The sequence below is a fragment of the Limnohabitans sp. DCL3 genome, from assembly GCF_048019295.1.
Lineage (GTDB): Bacteria > Pseudomonadota > Gammaproteobacteria > Burkholderiales > Burkholderiaceae_C > Limnohabitans_A.
The window spans coordinates 1,119,736-1,141,870 of record NZ_CP171842.1; the positions used below are offsets into that span (position 1 = coordinate 1,119,736).

Genomic DNA, 22,135 nt, shown 5'->3' on the forward strand with positions numbered 1-22,135 from the left:
GTCAGAAGCATTAAGTGTGTGATTTTCAGTGTTGTTGATCGTGTTGTCAATCATGCGATTGTTGGCTTTGCTCATGAATTAAGCACACCCCGCCAGCCCTTGCCGGGCATGGCTTTGGTGGCTTGTCCCTGCACTTGTCCACAGCTTTGGGCACGGGGTTTGGGGACAGTTTCAAACATCCCCGGCTCAGCCACCCGTCAGGGTTTTCAGCCCTGCGCACCCAGCAGGAAGTCGATCTTGCCCACCTCCACACCGTTGTGGCGCAGGATGGTGTAGGCCGTGGTGATGTGGAAGTACATATTGGGCAGCATCCAGCCGGTCAGGTAGTCTTGGCCTGTGAGGGTGCGGGTTTTGCCGGGGCCAGCAGGGAAGGTGATCTCTTTGTCCTCGGTGCCGTCGAGGGCTGCAGCGGGGACGGTGGCGATGTAGGCCAGCGTTTTTTGGATGCGCTCTTGCAACTGGGCCAAGGTGCTTTCGGTGTCGTCGAATTTGGGCGCTTCCACCCCGGACAGGCGGGCCACACCGTTCTTGACGGCGTCGCAGGCGATCAGCACCTGGCGCGTGAACGGGAACATATCGGGGGCGAGGCGGTAAGTGGTCAGCGCCGTGGGGTCGATCTTCTTGGTCTCGACAAACTGTTCGGCCTTGGCCAGGATGTGGCTCAGGTTGGTGAGCATGCGGGTGCAGACGGGCAAGCTGGCGCTGGACATGGAAATGGGCATGGGTGTCTCCGGTGGGTCAAGTGAAATTCAGCCGATTTCGGCAATCAATTCGATCTCGACGCAAGCGCCCATGGGGATTTGGGCGACGCCAAAAGCACTGCGGGCATGGGCACCGACTTGTGGACCAAAAACCTGTCCCAGCAATTCGCTGCAGCCGTTGGTCACCAAGTGTTGCTCGGTGAAGTCGCCGGTCGAGTTGACCAAGCTCATCACCTTGACGATGCGCTTGACCTTGTTGAGGTCGCCGACAGCGGCGTGCAGCGTGCCCATCAGGTCGATGGCAACAGCGCGAGCGGCTTGCTGGCCTTCGGCGGTGCTGATGTTTTTGCCCAGTTGGCCGGCCCAGACTTTGCCGTCTTTTTTGGCAATGTGACCCGACAGGAAAACCAAGTTGCCTGTTTGCACAAAAGGCACATAAGCCGCTGCGGGCACAGCCACAGGTGGCAGTTCAATGTTCAGGGATTTGAGGGTGTCGTAAACGCTCATGGTCAGGGTTCTCCGGGGTCAAAATAGGCTCCACTGTAACGCCAACTTCCAGGGTGTGGGCACCGCCGCCGTGCAGCACACCGCGCAAGGGAGAGACGTCGGCGAAATCGCGGCCTACAGCCAGCCGCACGTAATCTTCGCCGGGGCTGGCCCAGCCTGTGCGGTTGTTGGTGGGGTCCAGATCCAGCCAGCCCTGGCAGGCGTGGGTGGCGAGCTCGGGCAGGTACACCGAGGCCCAGGCGTGCGTGGCATCGCTCCCGACCAGTCGGGGCTGGCCGGGTGGTGGCTGGGTCAACAGGTAGCCGCTCACATACCGGGCAGGCAGGCCCAGCGAGCGCAGGCAGGCCAACAAGATGTGGGCGAAGTCCTGGCACACCCCGCGTTGGTCTTGCAAAGCTTGGAGCGCAGGGGTGTTGATGTCGGTGCTGGCCGGCTCGTAGCGGAAGTCACTGTGCATGCGTGCCGTGAGTTCTTGGGCGGCTTGCACCAGAGGGCGGCCGGGTGTGAAGCTGCTTTGCGCATAGGCCAAAAACGCTTCATGCACGGGCGCATGGTGCGAGCCAAACACAAAACCGCTGTGCACATCACCCGCATGCCCGGCGCGGTAGCGAAAATGCTCGCGCACCGCCTCCCAGCTTTGGTCGGTGGTGGCGACATCGGTGGGGCGGGTTTCGATTTCGCTGTAGGCCCGTACCCACAAACCGTCGTGCGGATGCGTCAAGGCCCAATAGGCGCGGTGGTTCAAAAAAGCGTCGATGCGGTGCTGCACCGAGGTCTGCGGTTCTACCTGCAACCAGTGGCTCAGAACCTTTTGGCAAGGCGTGTTCGCTGCCTGCAGATGGGCCACGTGCTGCGCGGTTTGCACAGCTGGGCTGTAGCGGTAACGGGTGTCGTGGGTGATGGCCAGGCGCATGGGGAGTCGGTTTTTTCAAGCACTCACGCTGTAGCGGGCTTCACCGCTGTGCGTGAAGAACAAGCCGCACAACTGGTCCGACACGTCGCGGGCAGCTGTTTGGCCATGGGTCAGGGTGGCCAGCAAAGGCAAGGGGCCAGAGCTGTCGGTGCTTGGGCTTGGTGTGGGCAATGGCCAGAGCGACTCGGGTGTCATGCCGATCCATTGAGGCACCTTGTCGGCCAAAGCCAAGGTGGCGCCATCGGCCAGTGTGCCCATGCGCCGCAAACGTCCACGCAAGGTGTGCGCCACCCAACCCAGAGAGCGCGGGTTGTCCGGGTCGGTCACCAGCAGGTCCATCAGGGCTTGTGGTGTACGGCTTTGTTGGTGTTGCGCATGGAAGCTGATGGTGCTGTCAAACAGCTCGAGCACGGCATCGAAGCCGGCTTGTTCGCCGATCAGACCCAAGCCAATGGCTTGGTCCATGGCATCGGACAAAAATGACAAGCGTTCCAGGTGGCGACCGATGGAGAGCAAGCGCCAGCCGTCGTCGCGGCTCATGCGGTCGGTTTGTGCACCTGTGAGGGCCGCCAGCATTTGGCTGGTGTCGGCCAACAGTCTTTGGACCGTGACGGTGTCCAAACCTGCGCTGGGTTTTGTCGGGTCGCGCGGGTCTTGGCTGGGATCGAAAAACCGTGCTTCGGCTTGCTCCAGCAAACGCCAGTGTTCGGGCGAGAGGCGCTCTCGCACCGAAGCGGCTGCGAGCCGAACCGAGCGCAAGTTGAAGCCCACGCTGGTGGCCAGTTCTTGGTCCCACAAGCCCGCCATCATCGAGCGCTCAAACACCCTGTGGGCTTGGCCTGCGGCGGGGACACCGGCACGCACCAAACCGTGGCGCGTGGCCATGCGGGTGATGAAGTGGAGCAAACAGGGCAGGTTTTGGTTTTCTCCGCTGAGAATTTCAAGGCTCAAGCGCACCAAGCGCAAGGTGTTCTCGGTGCGTTCGGTGTAGCGGCCCATCCAGAACAAATTTTCTGCGGCGCGGCTCGTCACCAGGCGCTGGCGTTGCGCTGTGGCGTCACTGGCGGCTGGGATGGTGCTGGCTTGGTGAGGGGACGATGCGCCGGCGTGTTGCGCGCTGGGGTTCGTGTGCCTGGTCACCTTGGCCGCCGGACTTTGTACCCAGACATCGGCGCTGCTGCCACCGCGCTGCATGGACGCAATGCCTTCGCGTGTGCCCAGCCGTGCGAGGCCCCCCGGCAAGACCTGCCAGCCGCCTTGTGCGTCGGTGACGGCAAAGACCCGCAACACCACGGGGCGCGACTGGATGCTGGAGGACCCATCGGGCAAGACTTGCCAAGTGGGTTGGTGTGACAAGGGCAGCCAGGTCTGCAAGGTGTGCGCGTCGGGGTCACGCAAAATGCGGCCGGCCCATTCGTTTTGTGCTTGTCGTGACAGGCTGTGGCCCAGCACCGGTTCAAAACTTTGGCGGTCGGTGTTGTAAGGGTAGGTGGGCTTGATCACGCAGCTTTGGATGCGCGGCAACACATCGTGCAGGGCTGCAGCCTCACCGCACCACCAACTGGGAATGGCGGGCAGCTGCAACTCTTGCCCCAGCAGTTGTCGCGACAACGCCGGCATGAAGCCCAACAGCGCGTTGGACTCCAAAAAGCCCGAACCGGGTGTGTTGGCCACCAACACGTTGCCGCAGCGCACCGCTTGCAGCAAACCCGGCACGCCCAGGGTGGATTCGGCGCGCAATTCCAGGGGGTCGATCCAGTCGTCGTCGACGCGCTTGAGCAAACCATGCACAGGTTTGAGGCCTTGCAGGGTCTTGAGGTAGAGCCTTTCATCGCGCACCGTCAGGTCATTGCCCTGCACCAAGCTCAGGCCCAAATAGCGGGCCAGGTAGGCATGCTCAAAATAGGTTTCGTTGTAGGGGCCCGGCGTGAGCAGCGCAATGTGCGCCGATGGACCCGCTGGGCTTCGGGCTTTGATGCCATCGATCAAGGTGCGGTAAGTCTGCGCCAGGCGCTCCACGGGCATGGCCTCAAAGGCTTGCGGGAATTGGCGCGACACGATCTGTCTGTTTTCGATCAAATACCCCAAGCCCGAGGGCGCTTGCGTGCGCTGCGAGAGCAGCCACCACAGGCCATCAGGCCCTCGCGCCAAGTCAAATGCGGCCAAGGACAAATAACGCCCACCGACAGGTGCCACGCCGTGCATGGCTGGCAAATAAGCCGGGTGGCCTTGCACCAAGGCGGCGGGCAATTGGCCTTGCAGCACCAATTGTTGCGGCCCATAGGCATCGGCCATGATGCGTTCGAGCAGCTGCATGCGCTGCATCACGCCCGCCTCGATCTGTTGCCAGTCGTTGGAGGCCAGCATGAGCGGAAACAGATCAAGTGACCAAGGCCGCTGGGGCTGGTCGGCAGCGGCATACACGTTGTAGGTGATGCCGTTGTCACGCACTTGCCGCTGCAGATTGCGCATGCGGCTGTTGAGGTCCGCTTCGCGGTCCTTGGGGTCTTTGTCCAAGGGTTCCAGGAAACGTTGCCATGGGGTGCTGAACGCCCGCTCCTTAGGGCGTGAGGCTTGTGCCTGCACAGGCGTTGCATCGCCACGCAGTTCGTCCCAATGACCTGCCGGCGCTGCTTCATACTGAAGGGTCAACCCCGCCAGGTCTTGGCCTGGGTGGGCTGCGGTCACAGGGGGTGAAGGCTCATTCATCAGTTCATTGTCGTTGATCCCATGCGCCGCAAATCGAGCGTGTAAGGAAATTCGGGGCTCGCGTGCAACAAGGCGTTGGGTGCCAATGTGGTCAGGTGTTTCATGGCGCCAGGCGTATGACCCATGCGGAAGAACCGGGCCATGCGTCGGCTTTCGGCTTCGTAAGCGTTGACTGGGAAGCCTTCGTAATTTCGGCCCCCGGGGTGCACCACATGGTACTGACAGCCGCCCAGAGCGCGCTTCATCCAAGTGTCCACCAGGTCCACCGTCAGCGGCGCATGCACCCCGATGCTGGGGTGCAGTGAAGACGGCGGGTTCCAGGCTTTGTAGCGCACGCTGGCCACGTACTCGCCCACCACGCCCGTGGGCTGAAGGGGCAGAGGGTGGCCATTGACCGTGACGGTGTGGCGCGATGGGTTCATGCCCGACACATGCACCTCGATGCGCTCGAGCGATGAATCGACATAGCGGGCCGTACCCGCAGCACTGCTTTCCTCGCCCATGACGTGCCAGGGCTCGAGCGCATTGCGCAGGGTGACCACAGCGCCATCGACCTGAATTTGTCCCACCATGGGGAAACGGAATTCGATATGCGGCGCGAACCAACTCGGGTCAAAGCGAAAGCCCGCGTCGCCCAATTCGGTGAGCACGTCGTCAAAGTCTTTGTGAATCCAGTAAGGCAGCATGAAGCGGTCGTGCAACTCGGTGCCCCAGCGCGTCGCTGGGGCAGCATAGGGCGCGTCCCAAAAGCGGGCCACGAGGGCACGCAGCAACAACTGCTGCACGATGCTCATGCGTGCGTGCGGCGGCATCTCAAAAGCACGCAATTCCAGCAGGCCCAGTCGCCCCGTGCTGCTGTCGGGCGAAAACATCTTGTCGATGCAAAATTCGCTGCGGTGGGTGTTGCCGGTCACGTCGATCAGGATGTTTCGAAGTGAGCGGTCTACCACCCAGGGCGGCATGTCTTGGCCATGGATTTGCCGATGGCGCACGATCTCGCGCAGCGCAATTTCCAGCTCATAGACTTGGTCGTTGCGTGCCTCGTCCACGCGCGGGGCTTGGCTGGTCGGGCCAATGAACATGCCACTGAACAAGTAGCTCAAACTTGGGTGGTTGTGCCAATAAAGGATGAGGCTGGCCAGCAATTCGGGGCGGCGCAAAAACGGGCTGTCGCCCGGGGTGGCGCCCCCCAGCACCATGTGGTTGCCGCCACCGGTGCCCGTGTGGCGGCCATCGGTCATGAACTTCTCGGCCGACAGGCGCGTCTCAAAGGCGGCTTGGTACAAAAATTCGGTGTGCTCGACCAACTCGGTCCAGTTGTGGGCCGGGTGGATGTTGACCTCGATCACCCCGGGATCGGGCGTGACCTGCAAGAGTTTCAGGCGTGGGTCGCGCGGTGGCGGGTAGCCTTCCATGACGATTTGGAGCCCCAGTTCGCGGGCTGTGGCTTCGACTTCGCTCACCAGTGCCAGGTAGTCTTCCAGCCGCGTCAGCGGGGGCATGAAGACGTACAACGCTCCGGACTTTTCACCCTTGGCCTGGGCCTGGGCTTCCACTTGGGGGCCGTTGGCGCGGTTCGGATCACGCACTTCGACGCACAAAGCAGTGCGCACCACCGAGGGATCGGACTGGAACTTGGCCGGGGCTTTTTGCGCAGCCACTGCCTGGCTGGTGGCACTGGCCTCAAGGCTTGTCGTGATGGGCTTGGGCTGCTGCCTGACCTGAGAAGCTGTGGGCAAAGCCGTGCGTGGTGCAAACGGATCCAACGCCATCTGGTTCCAGCGATCGGTGGGCGCTGCCCACGGCAGCGAGTCCAGCGGCAAGCGCCAGCCCATCGGGGAGTCGCCGGGCATGAGGTACATGCGCTCGTCGCGCACAAACCAGTGGCCGGTTTGCCACTGCGTTCCGATCTGCTCTGGGCTTTTGCCCTCAGGCGGATCGATGGGTTGCAGCGGCAGCACATAGCCCACTGCCGCATCCAGCCCCTGGCTGAAGATGCGGCGCAAGCGGTTGCGTTCCATCTCGTCGTCCAAGCGCGCGTCAAACGGGTCCACGTTCACCGGCAAACGGCGCTCGCGCCAAAGGTAATACCAGGTGTCCTCGTAGCCCGGCAGCAAGGTATCGCCGGGCAGTCCGAGTCGGGCCGTCAAGTTTTGCATGAAGCGCAGGGCATCGGTGCTGGTGTAAGCACGGGGCTCGCGTTCATCGGCAAAGACCGCAGGATCTTGCCAGCAGGGCTGGCCATCAGCCCGCCAGTAGATGCTCAGCGCCCAGCGCGGCAATTGCTCGCCCGGGTACCACTTGCCTTGGCCAAAGTGCAGAAAACCGCCTTGGCCATATCGCTGGCGCAGTTTGTGCACCAGTTCGGTGGCCAAGCCCCGTTTGGTGGGCCCCAAGGCATCGGTGTTCCATTCGGCGCCATCGCGGTCCAAAGTCGAGACAAAAGTGGGTTCACCGCCCATGGTCAGGCGCACATCACCGGCCAGCAGTTGTGCGTCCACCGCTTTGCCCAGTCGCAGCACTTCGCCCCATTGCTCGTCGCTGTAGGGTTTGGTCACACGCGGTGATTCATGGATGCGGGTCACGCTCATCTCGTGGTGGAACTTGACCTCGGCTTTGTCCATCAGGCCTTCAATGGGTGCAGCGGCCGATGGTTGGGGGGTACAGGCCAAAGGGATGTGGCCTTCCCCCGCCAGCAGCCCCGAAGTCGGGTCCAACCCCACCCAGCCTGCACCGGGCAAATACACCTCGCACCAAGCGTGCAGGTCGGTGAAGTCGACTTCGGTGCCGCTGGGGCCATCGAGCGATTTCACGTCCGGAGCCAGTTGGATCAAATAACCCGAGACAAAGCGGGCCGCGATGTTCATGTGGCGAAACAGCTGCACCAAGAGCCAAGCCGAGTCGCGGCAAGACCCACTTTTCAGGCGCAGCGTTTCTTCCGGCGTCTGCACACCCGGCTCCATGCGGATGGTGTAGCGGATGTCCCGGTGTAGGCGCTGGTTGATCTGCACCAGAAAGTCGATGGTGCGCTGGCGCTTTCGGTCCAAGTTGGCCAGGTATTTTTTGAACAGCGGAGTCTTGTGGTCCTTGTCCAGGTAGGACTGCAGCTCTTCCTGCACGGTGTCCGAGTACTTGAAGGGCACCTCTTCGGCCGAGGGCTCCAAAAAGAAATCAAAGGGGTTGAACACCGCCATTTCGGTGACCACGTCCACCGTGACCTTGAATGTGGTGGTCTTTTGGGGAAACACCAAGCGCGCCTGGTAATTGGCAAAAGCGTCCTGCTGCCAGTTGATGAAGTGCTCTGCGGGTTCAACTTGGAGGCTGTAGCTCAGGATGCGGCTGCGGCTGTGAGGGGCTGGGCGCAGGCGAATGACTTGCGGGCCGAGCTGCACGGGGCGGTCGTATTCGTAATGGGTGACGTGGTGCAGGGCAACGTGTATCGACATATCTCGTTCAACGCAACAGGGGCTGCACGCATGACAAATGCAGCTTGGGCAGTTACAACTAGCAAGACACGCGCCAAGATTCACCGGCCACCACCCTGAAGGGCCCGGACCGTTGATGGGAATTCCAAGAGCGCCAGAGGCCAAGAAAAAACCAGCCATTTCAGGGAGGCTGTCATGAAACCATGCGGGTGCGCAATGAGGGGCAGGGCCGTGCGTCCGGGCAGAACGCGCAAGGCGCTGGGGCTGCATCGGGCGCGGGTGTTGGCGCCGCGTGGCGGGGCATGATCGCCATGGCCTGGGCCCGTCACTTGCCTGGGGGCCTGTTGGCTTGGTGCCTGGGGGTGGCGCTGCAACTCCAACAAGCCGCTTTATGGCCTATGGCCGCTTATGTTGGCGTTTTGCTGGGGACGGTGGCGGGCGCCTGGCTGCTCCGACGCGGGTGCCGATGGCGCAGGGCCGGTGGGGGCATTCCTGTTTGGGCGTGGGCTGGGGTCTGGGCCGCTGCCGCATTCGGCATCACGGGTTTGCATGCCTGGTCTCGGGCGCCAACCATTGCGCCAGCGCTTGAGGGGCAAGACCTGGAGGTGGTGGGCGTGGTGCAGGCCATGCCCCAGCGGCAAGATGTGGGCTGGCGCTTTCGCTTTCGCATCGAGCAAGCGTGGCGCTGGGACGCCCAAGGCGCGACACAGGCCGTGCGCCTGGGCACCGACTTGCCGTCTCAGGTGTATCTGGGTTGGTATGGACAAGGCGGTGGGCACGACAGCGGCTGGAACACCTCAGCCTTGCCCGAGCCGGTCAAAGCTGGGGAGCGTTGGCGTTGGCGGGTGCGCCTGAAAGCGCCGCACGGCCATGTGAACCCACGGGGTTTTGACTACGAGTTGTGGCTGTGGGAGCAGGGCATTGGCGCGATAGGCTATGTGCGCACGGGGCGCACAGACCCGCCGCCGCTGCGTTTGGCCAGCACCTGGGCACACCCGATCGAGTCTGGGCGTCAGGCGGTGCGAGAGCGCTTGTTGGCGCAATTGTCGCCAGCGGGCAGCGGTGTCGATGACGCCAAGCGGGCGGGCATTGTGGCGGCCCTGGTCATGGGTGATCAAGCCGCGATTGACCGCAGCGATTGGGATGTTTTCAGGGCCACGGGGGTGTCCCATCTCATGAGCATTTCGGGCTTGCACGTCACGCTGTTCGCTTGGCTGGCCACAGGCGGCGTGGCTTGGGTCTGGCGGCGTTCGGCCTTGTGGGGTTTTCAAGGGGCTTTGCGCTGGCCTGCCCCCCAAGTGGGTGCTGTATCCGGCTTGGTCATGGCGGGCCTGTACGCCCTGTTCAGTGGCTGGGGGGTACCCGCCCAACGCACCTGGCTCATGCTGGGGGTGGTGGTGGTGCTGCGCTTGTGGGCGCGTCATTGGCATGGTGCACTGGTTTGGTTGGCGGCCTGTGCGGTGGTGCTGACGTGGGACCCTTGGGCCTTGCTGCAGCCGGGGTTTTGGTTGAGTTTTGTGGCCGTTGGTGTGTTGATGGCCACGGGCTCCACGTCCAGAGGTGGCCGGGCGGCCCTGACTGCACCTGCTTATTCCGAGCGGCGCTCGCGCACCGATCTGGTGCTTTTTGGATGGCGGCACCGTTGGGGTGCATGCTGGCGCCCTATTTGGGGACCATTCTTGGGGCGACATGCCAAGGCCTTGTTGCGCGAACAGGCGGTGGTCACCTTGGCCTTGGCCCCCCTCACGCTTTTGTTTTTCGGACAAGTGTCGGTGGTGGGCTTGTTGGCCAATTTGATGGCCATACCGTGGGTGACCTTGGTCGTGACGCCATTGTCCCTCTTGGGTGTGCTCTGGCCCGAGGCGTGGCACTGGGCCTCTTGGGCCTTGCAGCCCATGGCTGCGGTGCTGGCTTGGCTCGCGACTTGGCCTTGGGCCAGCGTGTCCATGGCCATGCCGCCGGGGTACTTGTCGGTGTTGGCGCTCATGGGGGCTGGGGTGTGGGTGATGCCTTGGCCGAGTGCCTGGAAATGGCTGGTGTTGCCCCTGCTTTGGCCTGTCGTGTTCTGGACGCACCCGCGCCCTGCACCCGGTACTTTTGAGCTGGTGGCAGCAGACGTGGGGCAGGGCAATGCGGTGCTGGTGCGCACCGCCACCCACAGCCTGTTGTACGACGCTGGCCCGCGGTACTCGGCTGAAAGTGACGCCGGGCACCGGGTGCTGGTGCCCTTGCTGGCGCAAATGGGTGAGCGCATTGACACCTTGGTGCTCAGTCACCGGGACAGCGACCACACCGGAGGCGCGGCTGCGGTCTTGGCCATGCAAGCGCAGGCGGCGCTGTGGTCATCGCTGGAAGAGTCGCACCCCTTGCACGCCTTGCGGCCTGGTTGGACGCGCTGCCTGGCCGGGCAGGTTTGGGAGTGGGACGGTGTACGCTTTGAGGTACTGCACCCGCAGCCCCCCCAAGACAATCGGTCCAAAATACCCAAGCCCAATGAGGTCAGTTGTGTCTTGCGCATTGCCGGTCAAGACCTTGGCAGGACAGGCGGCCTTCAGGGCGCGGCTTTGTTGGCCGGTGACATTGAAGCCGCGCAAGAGCTGGCGCTGGTGCAAGCTGGCCTGAGCCCGGTGGATGTGTTGTTGGTGCCCCATCACGGCAGCAAAACGTCGTCCAGCCCCCCTTTTTTGCAGGCACTCAGCCCCCGATGGGGTTTGTTGCAAGCCGGATACCGCAACCGCTACGGTCACCCGGCACCTGAGGTCGTGGCGCGTTACCAAACGCTGGGCATCGGGCTGGTGGACAGCACCCGGTGTGGTGCCGCCACCTGGCGCAGCCATTTGCCAGGCCAAGTCCAGTGTGAGCGGACACTGCGCCAGCGCTATTGGCACCACCGCATGCCACCCTGAATCCAGATTTGGGTATATATCTTGCTAATACCCTTTTCAGGAGAGAAGTGCCATGCGCCAATTCGATGAAATGTACAGCCGCCTGCCCGCATCGGGCCAAGGTGGAGAAGTCCGAGACCACTACTTGGCTTACGCCCGCTGGTTACAGGGTCAAGCCCCACAGTCCATGGCCGCCCGACGCGAAGAGGCCGAGATGATTTTCCGCCGCGTAGGCATCACCTTTGCCGTTTACGGCGACAAGGATGAAGACGGCTCGGGCACCGAACGCCTGATCCCCTTTGACCTGATCCCCCGCGTGATCGCCGCCCAAGAATGGAAGCGCATGGAGGCCGGACTGGTGCAACGCGTCACCGCCCTCAACCGTTTCATCCACGATGTTTACCACGACCAAGACATCCTCAAAGCGGGCATCATCCCGCGCGAGCAAATCGAGCACAACGCGCAATTTCGCCCTGAGATGGTGGGGGTGGATGTGCCCAACAACATCTATTCACACATCAGCGGCATCGACATCGTGCGCGCCCCCAACAGCGCGGGCCAAGGCGAGTACTACGTGCTGGAAGACAACCTGCGCGTGCCCAGCGGGGTGAGCTACATGCTCGAAGACCGCAAGATGATGATGCGGCTCTTTCCTGAATTGTTCAGCCAGCACCGTGTGGCTCCCGTGGCCCATTACCCCGATTTGTTGCTGGAAACCTTGCGTGCCAGCAGCCCTGCCACCACCGCCGAACCCACGGTGGTGGTGCTCACGCCGGGCATGTACAACAGTGCCTATTTCGAACACGCCTTTTTGGCCCAGCAAATGGGCGTGGAGTTGGTCGAAGGCCAAGACTTGTTCGTCAAAGACAAGTTCGTTTACATGCGCACCACACGCGGCCCCAAGCGGGTGGACGTGATCTACCGCCGGGTGGACGACGACTTTTTGGACCCCCATGTTTTCCGCCCCACCTCCACGCTGGGTTGTGCGGGCCTGATGGACGCGTACAAAGCCGGTCATGTGGCAATTTGCAACGCGGTGGGTACAGGGGTGGCCGACGACAAGTCAATCTACCCCTATGTGCCCGACATGATCAAGTTTTATCTCGGCGAGGAGCCCATCCTCAAAAACGTGCCCACTTACCAGTGCCGCAAGCCCGACGATTTGCAGTACACCCTGGCCCACCTGAAAGACTTGGTGGTCAAGGAGGTGCATGGGGCCGGCGGCTACGGCATGCTGGTCGGTCCGGCCTCAACCCAGGCCGAAATCGAGCGCTTCCGCGGCGCCTTGCTGGCCAATCCCGAGGGTTACATTGCCCAGCCCACGCTCAGCCTGTCCACGTGCCCCACGTATGTGGACAGTGGCATTGCGCCACGCCACATCGATCTGCGTCCCTTTGTGCTGAGCGGGCGCACGGTGCAGATGGTGCCCGGCGGACTGACCCGCGTGGCACTCAAAGAAGGCTCTTTGGTGGTGAACAGCAGCCAAGGCGGCGGCACCAAGGACACCTGGATATTGCAGGACTGACAAGGGGAGAACACACATGCTTTCAAGAACCGCCGACCACCTTTTCTGGATGTCCCGCTACATGGAGCGGGCAGAAAACACGGCCCGCATGCTCAATGTGAGCTACGAAACTTCGCTCTTGCCGCAGTCTGCCGCAGCTGTTGAAGCCGGCTGGGAGGGCATTTTGTCCATCAGCGAGCTCTTGCCATCCTACTTGGCACTGTACAAAACGATCACGCCCCGCGATGTGATGGCCTTCATGGTCAAAAACGAGAACAACCCATCGTCCATCCTCTCATGCCTGCGCGCGGCGCGAGAAAACGCCCGTGCCGTGCGCGGCACACTGACCACCGAGGTGTGGGAAACACAAAACCAGACTTGGCTGGAGGTCAACCGCATGCTCAAAAGCGGCGAGTTCGAGCGCGACCCGGGCCAGTTTTTCGAGTGGGTCAAGTTCCGCTCACATCTCTCACGTGGAGTCACTGTGGGCACCATGTTGATGGACGAGTCCTTGTACTTCATGCGCATGGGCACTTTTTTGGAGCGGGCCGACAACACAGCGCGCTTGGTGGACGTGAAGTTTCATGCCATGCAAAACGACTTTTTTGGGGCGCCGAATTACGACGCGGCCCAAGCCCAAGCCCAAGGCGAGCGCTTGGCCGAGGTGGCGCAGGAATACGACTTCTACCACTGGAGCGCCATCTTGCGCAGCGTGAGCGGCTTTGAGGTCTACCGCAAGGTGTACCGGGATGTGATTCGCCCCGAGCGCGTGGCCGAGTTGTTGATCTTGCGCCCAGACATGCCCCGCTCCTTGCACGCCAGCCTGAACGAAGTCGTGTCCAACCTGGCCTTGGTCTCGCATGACCGCGAGAGCGACACCTTGCGCCATGCCGGACGCTTGCGCTCCGAGTTGGCCTTTGGCCGCATTGACGAAATTCTGGCGACTGGCCTGCACGCCTACCTGACCCAGTTTTTGGAGCGGGTGAACGTGTTGGGCGGGCGCATCAGCCGAGAGTTTTTGATGCCCCAGGCGATCTGAACGGGTCGTCGCCAGACCTGCGCAGCGAAAGCGCCATGACCGACACCCGCATGGGCCCTGCTGGGCCGCAGGTGCGGGGCTTAAGGGTTCAAGCTCAGCACCACGGGGGCGTGGTCGCTGGGCCGTTCGTTCTTGCGCGGCCCACGGTCAATGCTGCAGGCCGATGCCCGGGCCTTCAGGGCTGAGGAGATCAAGATGTGGTCAATGCGCAGGCCGCGGTTGCGGCGAAACGCAAACTCGCGGTAATCCCACCAGCTGTAGCTTTTTTCGGCTTGCTCAAACAGGCGGAAGCTGTCGGCCAGGCCCAATTCGGTCAAGGCTTGCAGTTTTTCTCGCTCGGCCACGGTGCAATGGATGGTGTCCTTCAGGCCCACCGGGTCCCACATGTCGAGCTCGTCGAAAGTGATGTTGAAGTCCCCCGTGAGCACCAGTTGCGGGTGGCGTGTCATTTCGCTTTGCACCCAATCGCGCAGGGCATCGAGCCAGCGCATTTTGTAGACAAATTTGTCGCTGTCCGGGGCCTGACCGTTGGGGAAATAGGCCCCCACCACACGCACTGTGCCGCCTTGGCCATCGGGGTAGGTGGCGGCGATCACGCGCGACATGTCGTCTTCAAAGCCTGGGATGTTTTTGACCACATCACTGCCTTGGGCCACCGAAATCAGGGCCACACCGTTGTAGGTTTTTTGGCCAAACCATTGCGCTTGGTAACCCGCTTCTTGAAAGGCGGCGATGGGAAACTTCTCGTCGCTCAGTTTGAGCTCTTGCAAGGCCAGCACGTCGATGCCGCCCGTCTCTTTTTGTGCCGCCAACCAGTCCAGCACCTGAGGCAGGCGCACCGACAGCGAGTTGACATTCCAGGTGGCAATTTTCATGGGTTCTGTGCGCCGTAGCGTTGGTAAGTGACAAAGCTGAAGGCCAGTCCTTGAGCCCCCACATGCGGTTCGCGTTGAATTTCGGTCCACGCTGCACCCAGCGCTGGTGCCCAAGCGTCGCCATCAAAATCGGCGTCGATTTCGGTCACGACCGCCGTGCTGGCCAGTGGCTCGGCTTGGCGGTAAATTTGCGCGCCGCCCATGATCCAGGCATCGGCCACCGCACCGCACAGGTGCATGGCTTCCTCAATCGAGTGTGCCCGCAAGGCGCCATCGGCTTGCCAATCGGCCTGGCGGGTGATGACGATGTTGAGCCGACCGGGCAATGGGCGAAAGCGCGCGGGCAGCGAATCCCAGGTCTTGCGGCCCATGATGACGGGCTGACCCAGCGTGACGCGCTTGAAGTGCGCCAAGTCCTCGGGCAAATGCCAGGGCATCTGGTTGTCTTTGCCGATCGTGCCATTGCGGGCGCGGGCGTAGATCAGGTGCAGGCGGGGGGAAGCAGGTGAAAACTCAGGAACAGACATGACGGTATTGTCGTCGCTCCTGAGCAATTTGGCTGAGCCGTGGCCGGCCAGCGTCAGCTGCCTTGTCGCTTCAGCGTGAAGGTGCCACGGATATCTACTTTCTGGTTAACCCAATCGCCGCTGACTTCTCCATAGCGCTGGTAGGTTCCAGTGAAGTTGGCGCCGGTTTCGGTATTGCCTGCGGCAGAGCTTCCATCACTGTTGAGACTGCCCGTGATAGGGAAAGTCAAGTTGTGAATTTCCGATGTGCAATTCCCAGAAATGCTGCCCGTTTTGCTGATGGTGACCGTGCATGGGCCTTGGTCACCACCCGAGTAACGGCCCTGCCAGGTCCCGGCATACTCCTTGAGCAAGTTGGCTCGGATGTGAGTTTGGGCTGTGTTGGAGTCAACCAGCGGCCGCGTGTTGCCCAAAGCGACCTGAATGCGGGCCAGTGCGGCAGCGGGGTCCACGCTGGCCAATTGGATCACCTCGTTGATGGCTTGCCGTGCCGTGTCATCGATGGTGATGCCATCTGTGGGATCGTTATTGCTGTCGAGGGTTTGCAGCACGCGCGCCATGAGGCTGACATTGGCATGGGTTTCATCGCGGGCACCACTGACCAGATCGACCGGAAAGATGCGGTTGTTTTTGTCGATTTTGATGGTGCCCAAAACCATCTTGCCCAAGAAAAATGTCACCGGTTGGTCCACTTCGTACAGGAAGCTGCCATCTTCACCGGTAACCCCCGATTGGCCACCGCTGGTGTAACTCAGGCCGCTCACGGGTGAGTCAATGAAATAGCCCGTGGCAGTTTGGCGCGAGGTCGATCCACCCCCACCACAGGCACAGAGCATCAACAAACAGATGACGGACAGGGTCGTTGAAATTTTCCGCATGGCATTTACCCTTTGTTTGGAATGAAGTTGCTGCCAAGCCCGATGCTTGGGCAGGATTCAAATCATAGGATAAATGTCAACAATAAATACCCAAATTTGTGAAATAAAAGTTAAAAAATGCGCTTTTTTGGTGCATTGGGCTTGTCTTTGAGTGCCGCCACATGAACGGTTTTTGCCATGCAGGGATGTTCAAAGCATCCAGATGGCCATCAGCCTGTCGACTGGCGTGGTGGTGCGAGGGCAGACGTGCAGAGGTGGCACCCGCGGCAGCGACCGCTTCACCCTGCGTCAGCTCGCCCCAAATGGGGACCCGGTGGCATGTCCCTCAGGCGGGGCGCCAAAGCACAGGGAGGGTCAAACCGCCACGGGTGCTTTGATGGCGGGGTGGCATTCGTAGCCCACCACCTCGAAGTCTTCAAATTCATAGTCGAAGATGGAAGCGGGCTTGCGCTTGATGTTCAGCGTCGGGTAGGCCATGGGCGCGCGGCTGAGCTGCAGCTCAACTTGCGCGTGGTGGTTGCTGTAAATGTGGCAGTCGCCGCCGGTCCAGATGAAGTCGCCCACATCCATATCGCACTGCTGGGCGATCATGTGGGTGAGCAGGGCGTAACTGGCGATGTTGAAGGGCACACCCAGAAAGATGTCGGCGCTGCGCTGGTACAGCTGGCAGCTGAGCTTGGGTTTGTCGCCCGCTTTTTGCGGGGGGGCCACATAAAACTGGAAGAAAGCATGGCAGGGCATCAGCGCCATCTGGTCGAGTTCTGCCACGTTCCAGGCGCTCACGATGATGCGGCGGCTGTCGGGGTTGTTTTTCAGCGTGTCCATGACCTGCTGGATCTGGTCGATGTGGCCGCCACCCGGGGTGGGCCAGCTGCGCCATTGCACGCCATAGACGGGGCCGAGTGAGCCGTCTTCACGCGCCCATTCGTCCCAAATCGTGCAGCCGCGCTCTTGCAGCCACTTCACATTGCTGTCGCCGCGCAAAAACCACAGCAACTCCACGATGATGGCGCGCAAAAAGACTTTTTTGGTGGTGACCAGCGGAAAGCCCTCGTTCAGGTCAAACCGCATCTGGTGGCCAAACACGCTGCGCGTGCCGGTGCCGGTGCGGTCACCCTTTTGCACACCCGTTGTGTAGACGTGGCGCATGAAGTCTTCGTACTGGCTGCGTACAGGGCGCAGAAGGGGCTGGGCAGGGGTGTTCATGGTCGCAGAGTTTAAGCCACACGCCCCGAAAAGAGGGTGAGGCGGGGGGCCACTGCGGGTGACATTGTTACCATGCTTCCTGTCCATCTCACCCTGCAATCCAAAAGCAAACATGTCCATTCAATGCCCTTGGGGTCCATTTTTGAAGCGCTGGGTGTGTCTGCTTTGGGGGATCGTCGCCCTCTGGGGGCCAACGGCAGCTTGGGCGCAAGACCGTATTTTGGAAAAAACCTATTGGACCGACACCACGGGGAGCGCCAGTTTCGAGCAGGCCCGTTCAGCCCCGTACACGCCCTATAAAGGGGTACTCAGCAAGGGCTTTGGTCGCGATGTGCAGTGGGTCAGGTTGGAGATGGATGGCATGCCGCCTAATGCCGCTGACAAGTTGGTGCTGCGCATTCGCCCCGTTTTCCTCGACCACATCACACTGTACGACCCGCTGGAGTTGGACCAAGGCATAGCGCCTCGCACCACGGGCGACCGCACGCCTTTTGCAGAGACAGAATTTGAGTCGCTCCATCACACCTTCCTCATCCAATCGCATCAGGCCAAGCGCTATGTCTGGTTGAGGCTGTCGACCAGCAGCACGCAATTGATGCACGTTGAAGCGCTCTCCCAACGTGAAATGCTGCGCGAAGAGCATGCCCTGTGGTTGGCCTATTCGGCTTTGTTGGCGGTCCTTTTTTCTTGTCTGATGTGGGTGTTCATCTCTTGGCAGCAAGACCGCGATCCGGTCAATGGCGTCTTTGTCCTGCGTCAGACCGTTTTGCTCATTTATACCGCTTGCTATTTGGGTTATCACCGCATCTTGTTTGACGGTGTGCTGTCGGCGCGGCAGCAGGATTCTTTTTACAGCTGGGCCCTGCTGTTGACAACCATGTTGACCTTTGTTTTTGAGTACCGAATTCTGAACGAATACGCCATCTCGCGTTGGGGCCGCTATGTGCTGCGCACGGGGCTGGCGGCCTCCTTGCTTGCTCTGGTTTTCATGGCGATGGGCCGCAGCGATTGGGCCTTGCCCCTCAACACACTTTTGGTGGGCATGGGCATGCTGTCCATGTTTGTCATCTCTTTTTCCATTCGTCCGCAAGCCCTCAAGGAGTCGCGGGCATTGGGCCGGTATTTGCTGCCCAGGCGGGCCATTTCGCTCTACTACGGCCTGGCGGTCAGCTTGCTCGCTGTGAGCATCATGCCCAGTCTGGGCCTGCTTCAGGGCACCTTGATCTCCATCTACGGCGTGCTGCTTTACGGTCTGCTGTCGGGGCTGCTCATGACAGCGCTGCTCATCGTGCGTTCAAGGCAGATGGAGCGTCTGCGCCGCGAACAAGCCAATCACCTGTTTCTCTCGCGTGAACAACTCGCCATCGAAACCCGTCGCCGCCAAGACCAATCGCAGCTGCTCAACATGCTGATGCACGAGCTCAAAACGCCTTTGGCTGTGATTGATCTGGCGCTGAAGGACCGAGCCGCGACCGACAAAGCCCAAAGCTATGTGGGCCGTGCCATCGACAACATGAAGTCCATCCTCAACCGCTGTGTGCAGACCGACCGCCTGATTGAGCGGCCGTTTGCAGCACATGTTGAGCACTTTGACCTCGCCCAGCAAGTGGCGCAATGGGTCCAAGACAACCCGCAAACCGAGGGACGAATGGCCCTGCAAATTGCGCTGGCGGCCCCCGTTGATTCCGATGTGCAATGCGTGCAAATCATCGCCAGCAACTTGATCGAAAACGCCCTCAAATACGGTGATCCGAAGCAGCCCGTTCAGTTGAGCTTGCAGCTTCAGCCCCACGCAGACGGGCGCATCGGCTGGTCTTTGATGGTTCGCAACGCGCCCGGTGTGGCTGGCAGGCCCGATGCCGACAAAGTCTTTGCCAAGTACTACCGCAGTGCTGCGGCTCAGCGCCAATCCGGTACGGGTCTGGGTTTGTATCTGTCGCACAATCTGGCCCAGCAAATCGGCGCCGAACTGCGCTACCAGACCACCGATACCACCATCTGCTTTGAACTATGGCTGCCCACCTGAGCATCGTGCTCGTTGAAGACAACGACGATTTGCGTGAACTCACGGCCGATGCGCTGCGTGAAGAAGGTCACCGTGTGGTCGCGCTCAGCTGCGCGGAAGAACTCGAAGACCAGTCCCGAGGCGTGTTGGCGGACGTTTTTTTGATCGATCTGAACCTGCCAGGTGAAGATGGCTTCAGCCTCTCGCGCCGTATTCGCCAAGTCCATCCACTGGTGGGCATCATCATCATTTCGGCGCGCTCAGACCTGCAAGACAAGGTCATTGGTTACGACAGCGGCGCCGACTGGTATTTGCCCAAGCCCGTGCCCTTTGCCGAGTTGTCTGCTGCACTCAAAAGTTTTGCCCGACGGCGCCAAGCGCAGCAGGTTGACACCGTCATGCCGTCCGGTGGTCTGCGCATGCAGCAACGTCAGTTGCACGGGCCTGAGGGCAGCGTGCGCCTCACGCCCGCCGAAGAAAATCTGTTGACCGCCTTGGCCCGCGCGCCCTCAGGCCGACTTGAGAACTGGCAACTGCTCGAACTGTTTGGCCTGGACAGCGCCGACATCAGCAAAACCAGCCTCGAAGTGCGCATCACACGCTTGCGCAAGAAACTCAGTCTGGCAGGTGCACAAGGCCAGTGCCTCGAATCGATCCGCGGCATTGGCTACCAGTTGAATGTGCCGGTGCAAGTCATTGCTTGATTTCTAGGTGCCCTGCGGTCGGGTCGATGCAGGGTTGCTGACGCCCGCATCCCTTCGCGGCCAGTGCGCGGGTGTCACCAAACAAAATACCTTCATAAGCCTTCATTTGCTGTGATAAACCTTCAATTTGCCGTTTTATGTTGGCAAATTTAGCAATTTGAAAGACTTTGAAAGGTTTACTGCAATTCTTTTTTTTTAATCCGCAGCATCTACAAATTCGTCAGCATGCTGTGCTCTCACTTCATAAACTCGATCTGACCGGTTCTGCCGGTACCGTCCGCCTCACGGCGACTGAAGCCACTTTGCTCCAAGCTTTTGCGCAATCGCCCGATGCGCGCTTGGCATTCGAGCAAGTCGCGCAGTGCATGGGCATCGTGCTCAGTGAGGAGCAGAAATCCAATATCCAAGTGCGCATGGTGCGTTTGCGCAAAAAGCTGCATGAAGCAGGCGCTGAAGGCGCCGTCATCGAAGCCATTCGCAACGTGGGTTACCAGTTCTTTGACGAGCTGGACATCCGTAAATCATGAGCTTGGCCATGCACACGCCCCCCCACCTGATCACCGCGCTGCTTGCAGCGTTGCCCATGCTCGCCACAGCCGCGGCCCCCGACGCTGGCGCTTTGTTGCAGCAACTCGAAGCCCGACCCGCAGCCGCGCTGTTCGCTCCGGCACTCCAAACCCCCGTGGTGCCCACCCCACCCGCGGCAGACCACAGCGGTCCTGTGCTGCGCGTCAATGCGTTTGTGATCGAAGGCGCCACACTGCTCAGCCCCACCACCTTGCTAGGCGCCTTGAGAGGCTTCACCGGGCAAGACCTGAGTCTCACCCAGCTGCAAGAGGCCGCTTGGGTCTTGGTGCAAACCTACCGCGAGGCGGGCTGGTTGGTCAACGCTTGGGTGCCCCAGCAAGAGATCGACGCAGGCGTGGTCAAGTTGCGTGTGGTCGAAGCGCGTCTGGGCCAAGTGCGTTTTCAGTACCCCGAATCCCCGCTGCCGCGCGATCGAATCCAAGCCATGGCCCAGGCACAACTGGTCTCGGGCCTGCCGCTGAACCTGCACCAAGTGGATCGGCTGCTTTTGTTGCTGGACGATCTGCCTGGCGTGGTGGCCATGGCCACATTTGCCCAAGGCACTGAGGCGGGCAGCACCGATGTGCTGGTGACCTTGGGTGCGGGCAAAACCCTCGATGCCAACATCACCGCCGACAACTTCGGCTCGCCCTCAACAGGTGCCCATCGCATCAGCGCCATCTTGTCCTTCCACAACCCCACAGGGGCGGGTGATGCGCTGCAACTGCAAGCGGTGGCCACCGATGGCAGCCGCTACGGGCGCTTGGCTTTCACCTGGCCTGTGGGCCCGCAAGGTGCGCGCTTGGGCGGGCACCTGTCCGACATGCGCTACCAATTGGTGGGCAGCTTTGCCTCGTTGCAAGCGAGCGGCTCGGCCCAAAGCTGGGGCGCAGACCTGTCGGCCCCGCTCATTCGCCAGCCCGAGCGTAACCTGAGTGCCCAGCTCAGCACAGACCGCAAGCGCTTTGACAACCAGGCCTTGGCCAGCACCGGCGACGCTGCCCCCACCACCGTCTCGCATTACCAGCTGGATGTGCTGCGCATGGGCCTTGTGGGCAACTGGATCGATCGCACTGGGCGTGTAGCGCAAAACACGGCCAGTGTGCAAAGCAGCTGGGGCCGGGTGGACCTGAAGAATTCGCCCAACGCCACGGCAGACGCCACCTCTGCCAACACCGCTGGCGCCTTTCACAAGCTCAATGCCCAATTCAACCGTGAGCAAAGCCTGACAGGCCAGACCAGCTGGTACCTGCAAGCTGCGGCCCAGTGGGCCAACCGCAACCTCGACTCGTCTGAAAAAATTTATCTGGGCGGCGCCACAGGTGTGCGCGCCTACCCCAGCAACGAAGCGGGCGGCAGCACGGGCACCACGCTCTCTACTGGCCTCAAACACCGCATTGACCAGGCCTTCACCCTGAACGCCTTTGCCGATTGGGGTCGGGTTCAGGTCTACCCCCACAACGTCAACACCGCCGGCAGCGCCATCAGCAGCGTCAACACGCAGACCCTCAAGGGCGCGGGTCTGAGCCTGAACTGGCGCAACTTGCAAGGTCAGGAACTGGCCGCCACCTTGAGCCGTCGACACGGCATCAACCCCGCTGCCCACCCGACCACAGGTGCCGACAGCGATGGCACCCGCACTTTGAATCGTTTGTGGCTGTCTGCCGCGCTGAATTTCTGATCAAGCCTT

16 protein-coding genes are annotated in these 22,135 nt (G+C 61.2%); 7 read left to right on the top strand and 9 right to left on the bottom strand.

The window, feature by feature from the left end:
* Positions 1-206: 206 nt before the first annotated feature.
* The 5 genes from ACHEXK_RS05150 to ACHEXK_RS05170 are packed head-to-tail and all read right to left on the bottom strand — an operon-like array spanning position 207 to position 8,276.
* Positions 207-722, bottom strand: a complete 516-nt coding sequence (locus ACHEXK_RS05150; protein ID WP_416548290.1) for a DUF1993 domain-containing protein — start codon at positions 720-722, stop codon at positions 207-209.
* A 27-nt stretch (positions 723-749) separates the two neighbouring features.
* Positions 750-1,208: a RidA family protein gene (locus tag ACHEXK_RS05155; protein WP_416548291.1), complete on the bottom strand. Its 459-nt coding sequence runs from the start codon at positions 1,206-1,208 to the stop codon at positions 750-752.
* On the bottom strand, positions 1,171-2,121 hold the full coding sequence (locus ACHEXK_RS05160; protein WP_416548292.1) for a transglutaminase family protein: 951 nt from the start codon (positions 2,119-2,121) through the stop codon (positions 1,171-1,173). The genes ACHEXK_RS05155 and ACHEXK_RS05160 overlap by 38 nt, the downstream gene beginning before the upstream one ends.
* Before the next feature lie 15 nt (positions 2,122-2,136).
* Positions 2,137-4,830, bottom strand: a complete 2,694-nt coding sequence (locus tag ACHEXK_RS05165) for a circularly permuted type 2 ATP-grasp protein (RefSeq protein ID WP_416548293.1) — start codon at positions 4,828-4,830, stop codon at positions 2,137-2,139.
* Complete coding sequence (locus tag ACHEXK_RS05170) at positions 4,830-8,276, bottom strand: DUF2126 domain-containing protein (RefSeq protein ID WP_416548294.1); 3,447 nt, start codon at positions 8,274-8,276, stop codon at positions 4,830-4,832. The genes ACHEXK_RS05165 and ACHEXK_RS05170 overlap by 1 nt, the downstream gene beginning before the upstream one ends.
* Positions 8,277-8,557: 281 nt before the next feature.
* Between ACHEXK_RS05170 and ACHEXK_RS05175 the strand changes: the two genes are divergently transcribed.
* From ACHEXK_RS05175 to ACHEXK_RS05185, 3 genes are read left to right on the top strand one after another with little or no spacing between them, the layout of a single operon-like run.
* A complete protein-coding gene (locus ACHEXK_RS05175) occupies positions 8,558-11,161 on the top strand; it encodes a DNA internalization-related competence protein ComEC/Rec2 (RefSeq protein ID WP_416548870.1) in 2,604 nt (867 codons plus the stop codon).
* Between the two features lie 52 nt (positions 11,162-11,213).
* Positions 11,214-12,665: a circularly permuted type 2 ATP-grasp protein gene (locus ACHEXK_RS05180; RefSeq protein ID WP_416548295.1), complete on the top strand. Its 1,452-nt coding sequence runs from the start codon at positions 11,214-11,216 to the stop codon at positions 12,663-12,665.
* A gap of 16 nt (positions 12,666-12,681) precedes the next feature.
* On the top strand, positions 12,682-13,683 hold the full coding sequence (locus ACHEXK_RS05185; protein ID WP_416548296.1) for an alpha-E domain-containing protein: 1,002 nt from the start codon (positions 12,682-12,684) through the stop codon (positions 13,681-13,683).
* An 80-nt stretch (positions 13,684-13,763) separates the two neighbouring features.
* Here ACHEXK_RS05185 and xth read toward each other — a convergent pair whose 3' ends face one another.
* From xth to ACHEXK_RS05205, 4 genes are all read right to left on the bottom strand, one after another.
* Positions 13,764-14,558, bottom strand: coding sequence for an exodeoxyribonuclease III (gene xth, locus ACHEXK_RS05190; protein ID WP_416548297.1), 795 nt, complete (start codon positions 14,556-14,558; stop codon positions 13,764-13,766).
* On the bottom strand, positions 14,555-15,085 hold the full coding sequence (locus tag ACHEXK_RS05195; protein ID WP_416548298.1) for a dihydrofolate reductase: 531 nt from the start codon (positions 15,083-15,085) through the stop codon (positions 14,555-14,557). Before ACHEXK_RS05195 ends, xth begins: the two co-directional genes overlap by 4 nt.
* Positions 15,086-15,138: 53 nt before the next feature.
* Positions 15,139-15,963, bottom strand: a complete 825-nt coding sequence (locus tag ACHEXK_RS05200; protein ID WP_416548299.1) for a hypothetical protein — start codon at positions 15,961-15,963, stop codon at positions 15,139-15,141.
* Between the two features lie 354 nt (positions 15,964-16,317).
* On the bottom strand, positions 16,318-17,169 hold the full coding sequence (locus ACHEXK_RS05205; protein ID WP_416548300.1) for a thymidylate synthase: 852 nt from the start codon (positions 17,167-17,169) through the stop codon (positions 16,318-16,320).
* Positions 17,170-17,281: 112 nt separating this feature from the next.
* On the opposite strand from ACHEXK_RS05205, the gene ACHEXK_RS05210 reads away from it, so the two are divergent.
* The 4 genes from ACHEXK_RS05210 (at position 17,282) to ACHEXK_RS05225 (ending at position 22,126) form a co-directional block, all read left to right on the top strand.
* Positions 17,282-19,195, top strand: coding sequence for a 7TM-DISM domain-containing protein (locus tag ACHEXK_RS05210; RefSeq protein ID WP_416548301.1), 1,914 nt, complete (start codon positions 17,282-17,284; stop codon positions 19,193-19,195).
* Positions 19,180-19,878: a response regulator transcription factor gene (locus ACHEXK_RS05215; protein ID WP_416548302.1), complete on the top strand. Its 699-nt coding sequence runs from the start codon at positions 19,180-19,182 to the stop codon at positions 19,876-19,878. Before ACHEXK_RS05210 ends, ACHEXK_RS05215 begins: the two co-directional genes overlap by 16 nt.
* Before the next feature lie 230 nt (positions 19,879-20,108).
* Positions 20,109-20,405 (top strand): winged helix-turn-helix domain-containing protein, encoded by a 297-nt coding sequence (locus ACHEXK_RS05220; RefSeq protein ID WP_416548303.1) that lies wholly within the window; start codon positions 20,109-20,111, stop codon positions 20,403-20,405.
* Positions 20,406-20,413: 8 nt separating this feature from the next.
* On the top strand, positions 20,414-22,126 hold the full coding sequence (locus ACHEXK_RS05225; RefSeq protein WP_416548304.1) for a ShlB/FhaC/HecB family hemolysin secretion/activation protein: 1,713 nt from the start codon (positions 20,414-20,416) through the stop codon (positions 22,124-22,126).
* The last annotated feature ends 9 nt before the right edge of the window (positions 22,127-22,135 follow it).

Excerpts from the sequence above, each read along its gene's own strand:
- ACHEXK_RS05150 (WP_416548290.1), bottom strand. The coding sequence starts at position 722 with ATGCCCATTTCCATGTCCAGCGCCAGCTTGCCCGTCTGCACCCGCATG.
- ACHEXK_RS05155 (WP_416548291.1), bottom strand. The coding sequence starts at position 1,208 with ATGAGCGTTTACGACACCCTCAAATCCCTGAACATTGAACTGCCACCT.
- ACHEXK_RS05160 (WP_416548292.1), bottom strand. The coding sequence starts at position 2,121 with ATGCGCCTGGCCATCACCCACGACACCCGTTACCGCTACAGCCCAGCT.
- ACHEXK_RS05165 (WP_416548293.1), bottom strand. The coding sequence starts at position 4,830 with ATGAATGAGCCTTCACCCCCTGTGACCGCAGCCCACCCAGGCCAAGAC.
- ACHEXK_RS05170 (WP_416548294.1), bottom strand. The coding sequence starts at position 8,276 with ATGTCGATACACGTTGCCCTGCACCACGTCACCCATTACGAATACGAC.
- ACHEXK_RS05175 (WP_416548870.1), top strand. The coding sequence starts at position 8,558 with ATGATCGCCATGGCCTGGGCCCGTCACTTGCCTGGGGGCCTGTTGGCT.
- ACHEXK_RS05180 (WP_416548295.1), top strand. The coding sequence starts at position 11,214 with ATGCGCCAATTCGATGAAATGTACAGCCGCCTGCCCGCATCGGGCCAA.
- ACHEXK_RS05185 (WP_416548296.1), top strand. The coding sequence starts at position 12,682 with ATGCTTTCAAGAACCGCCGACCACCTTTTCTGGATGTCCCGCTACATG.
- xth (WP_416548297.1), bottom strand. The coding sequence starts at position 14,558 with ATGAAAATTGCCACCTGGAATGTCAACTCGCTGTCGGTGCGCCTGCCT.
- ACHEXK_RS05195 (WP_416548298.1), bottom strand. The coding sequence starts at position 15,085 with ATGTCTGTTCCTGAGTTTTCACCTGCTTCCCCCCGCCTGCACCTGATC.
- ACHEXK_RS05200 (WP_416548299.1), bottom strand. The coding sequence starts at position 15,963 with ATGCGGAAAATTTCAACGACCCTGTCCGTCATCTGTTTGTTGATGCTC.
- ACHEXK_RS05205 (WP_416548300.1), bottom strand. The coding sequence starts at position 17,169 with ATGAACACCCCTGCCCAGCCCCTTCTGCGCCCTGTACGCAGCCAGTAC.
- ACHEXK_RS05210 (WP_416548301.1), top strand. The coding sequence starts at position 17,282 with ATGTCCATTCAATGCCCTTGGGGTCCATTTTTGAAGCGCTGGGTGTGT.
- ACHEXK_RS05215 (WP_416548302.1), top strand. The coding sequence starts at position 19,180 with ATGGCTGCCCACCTGAGCATCGTGCTCGTTGAAGACAACGACGATTTG.
- ACHEXK_RS05225 (WP_416548304.1), top strand. The coding sequence starts at position 20,414 with ATGCACACGCCCCCCCACCTGATCACCGCGCTGCTTGCAGCGTTGCCC.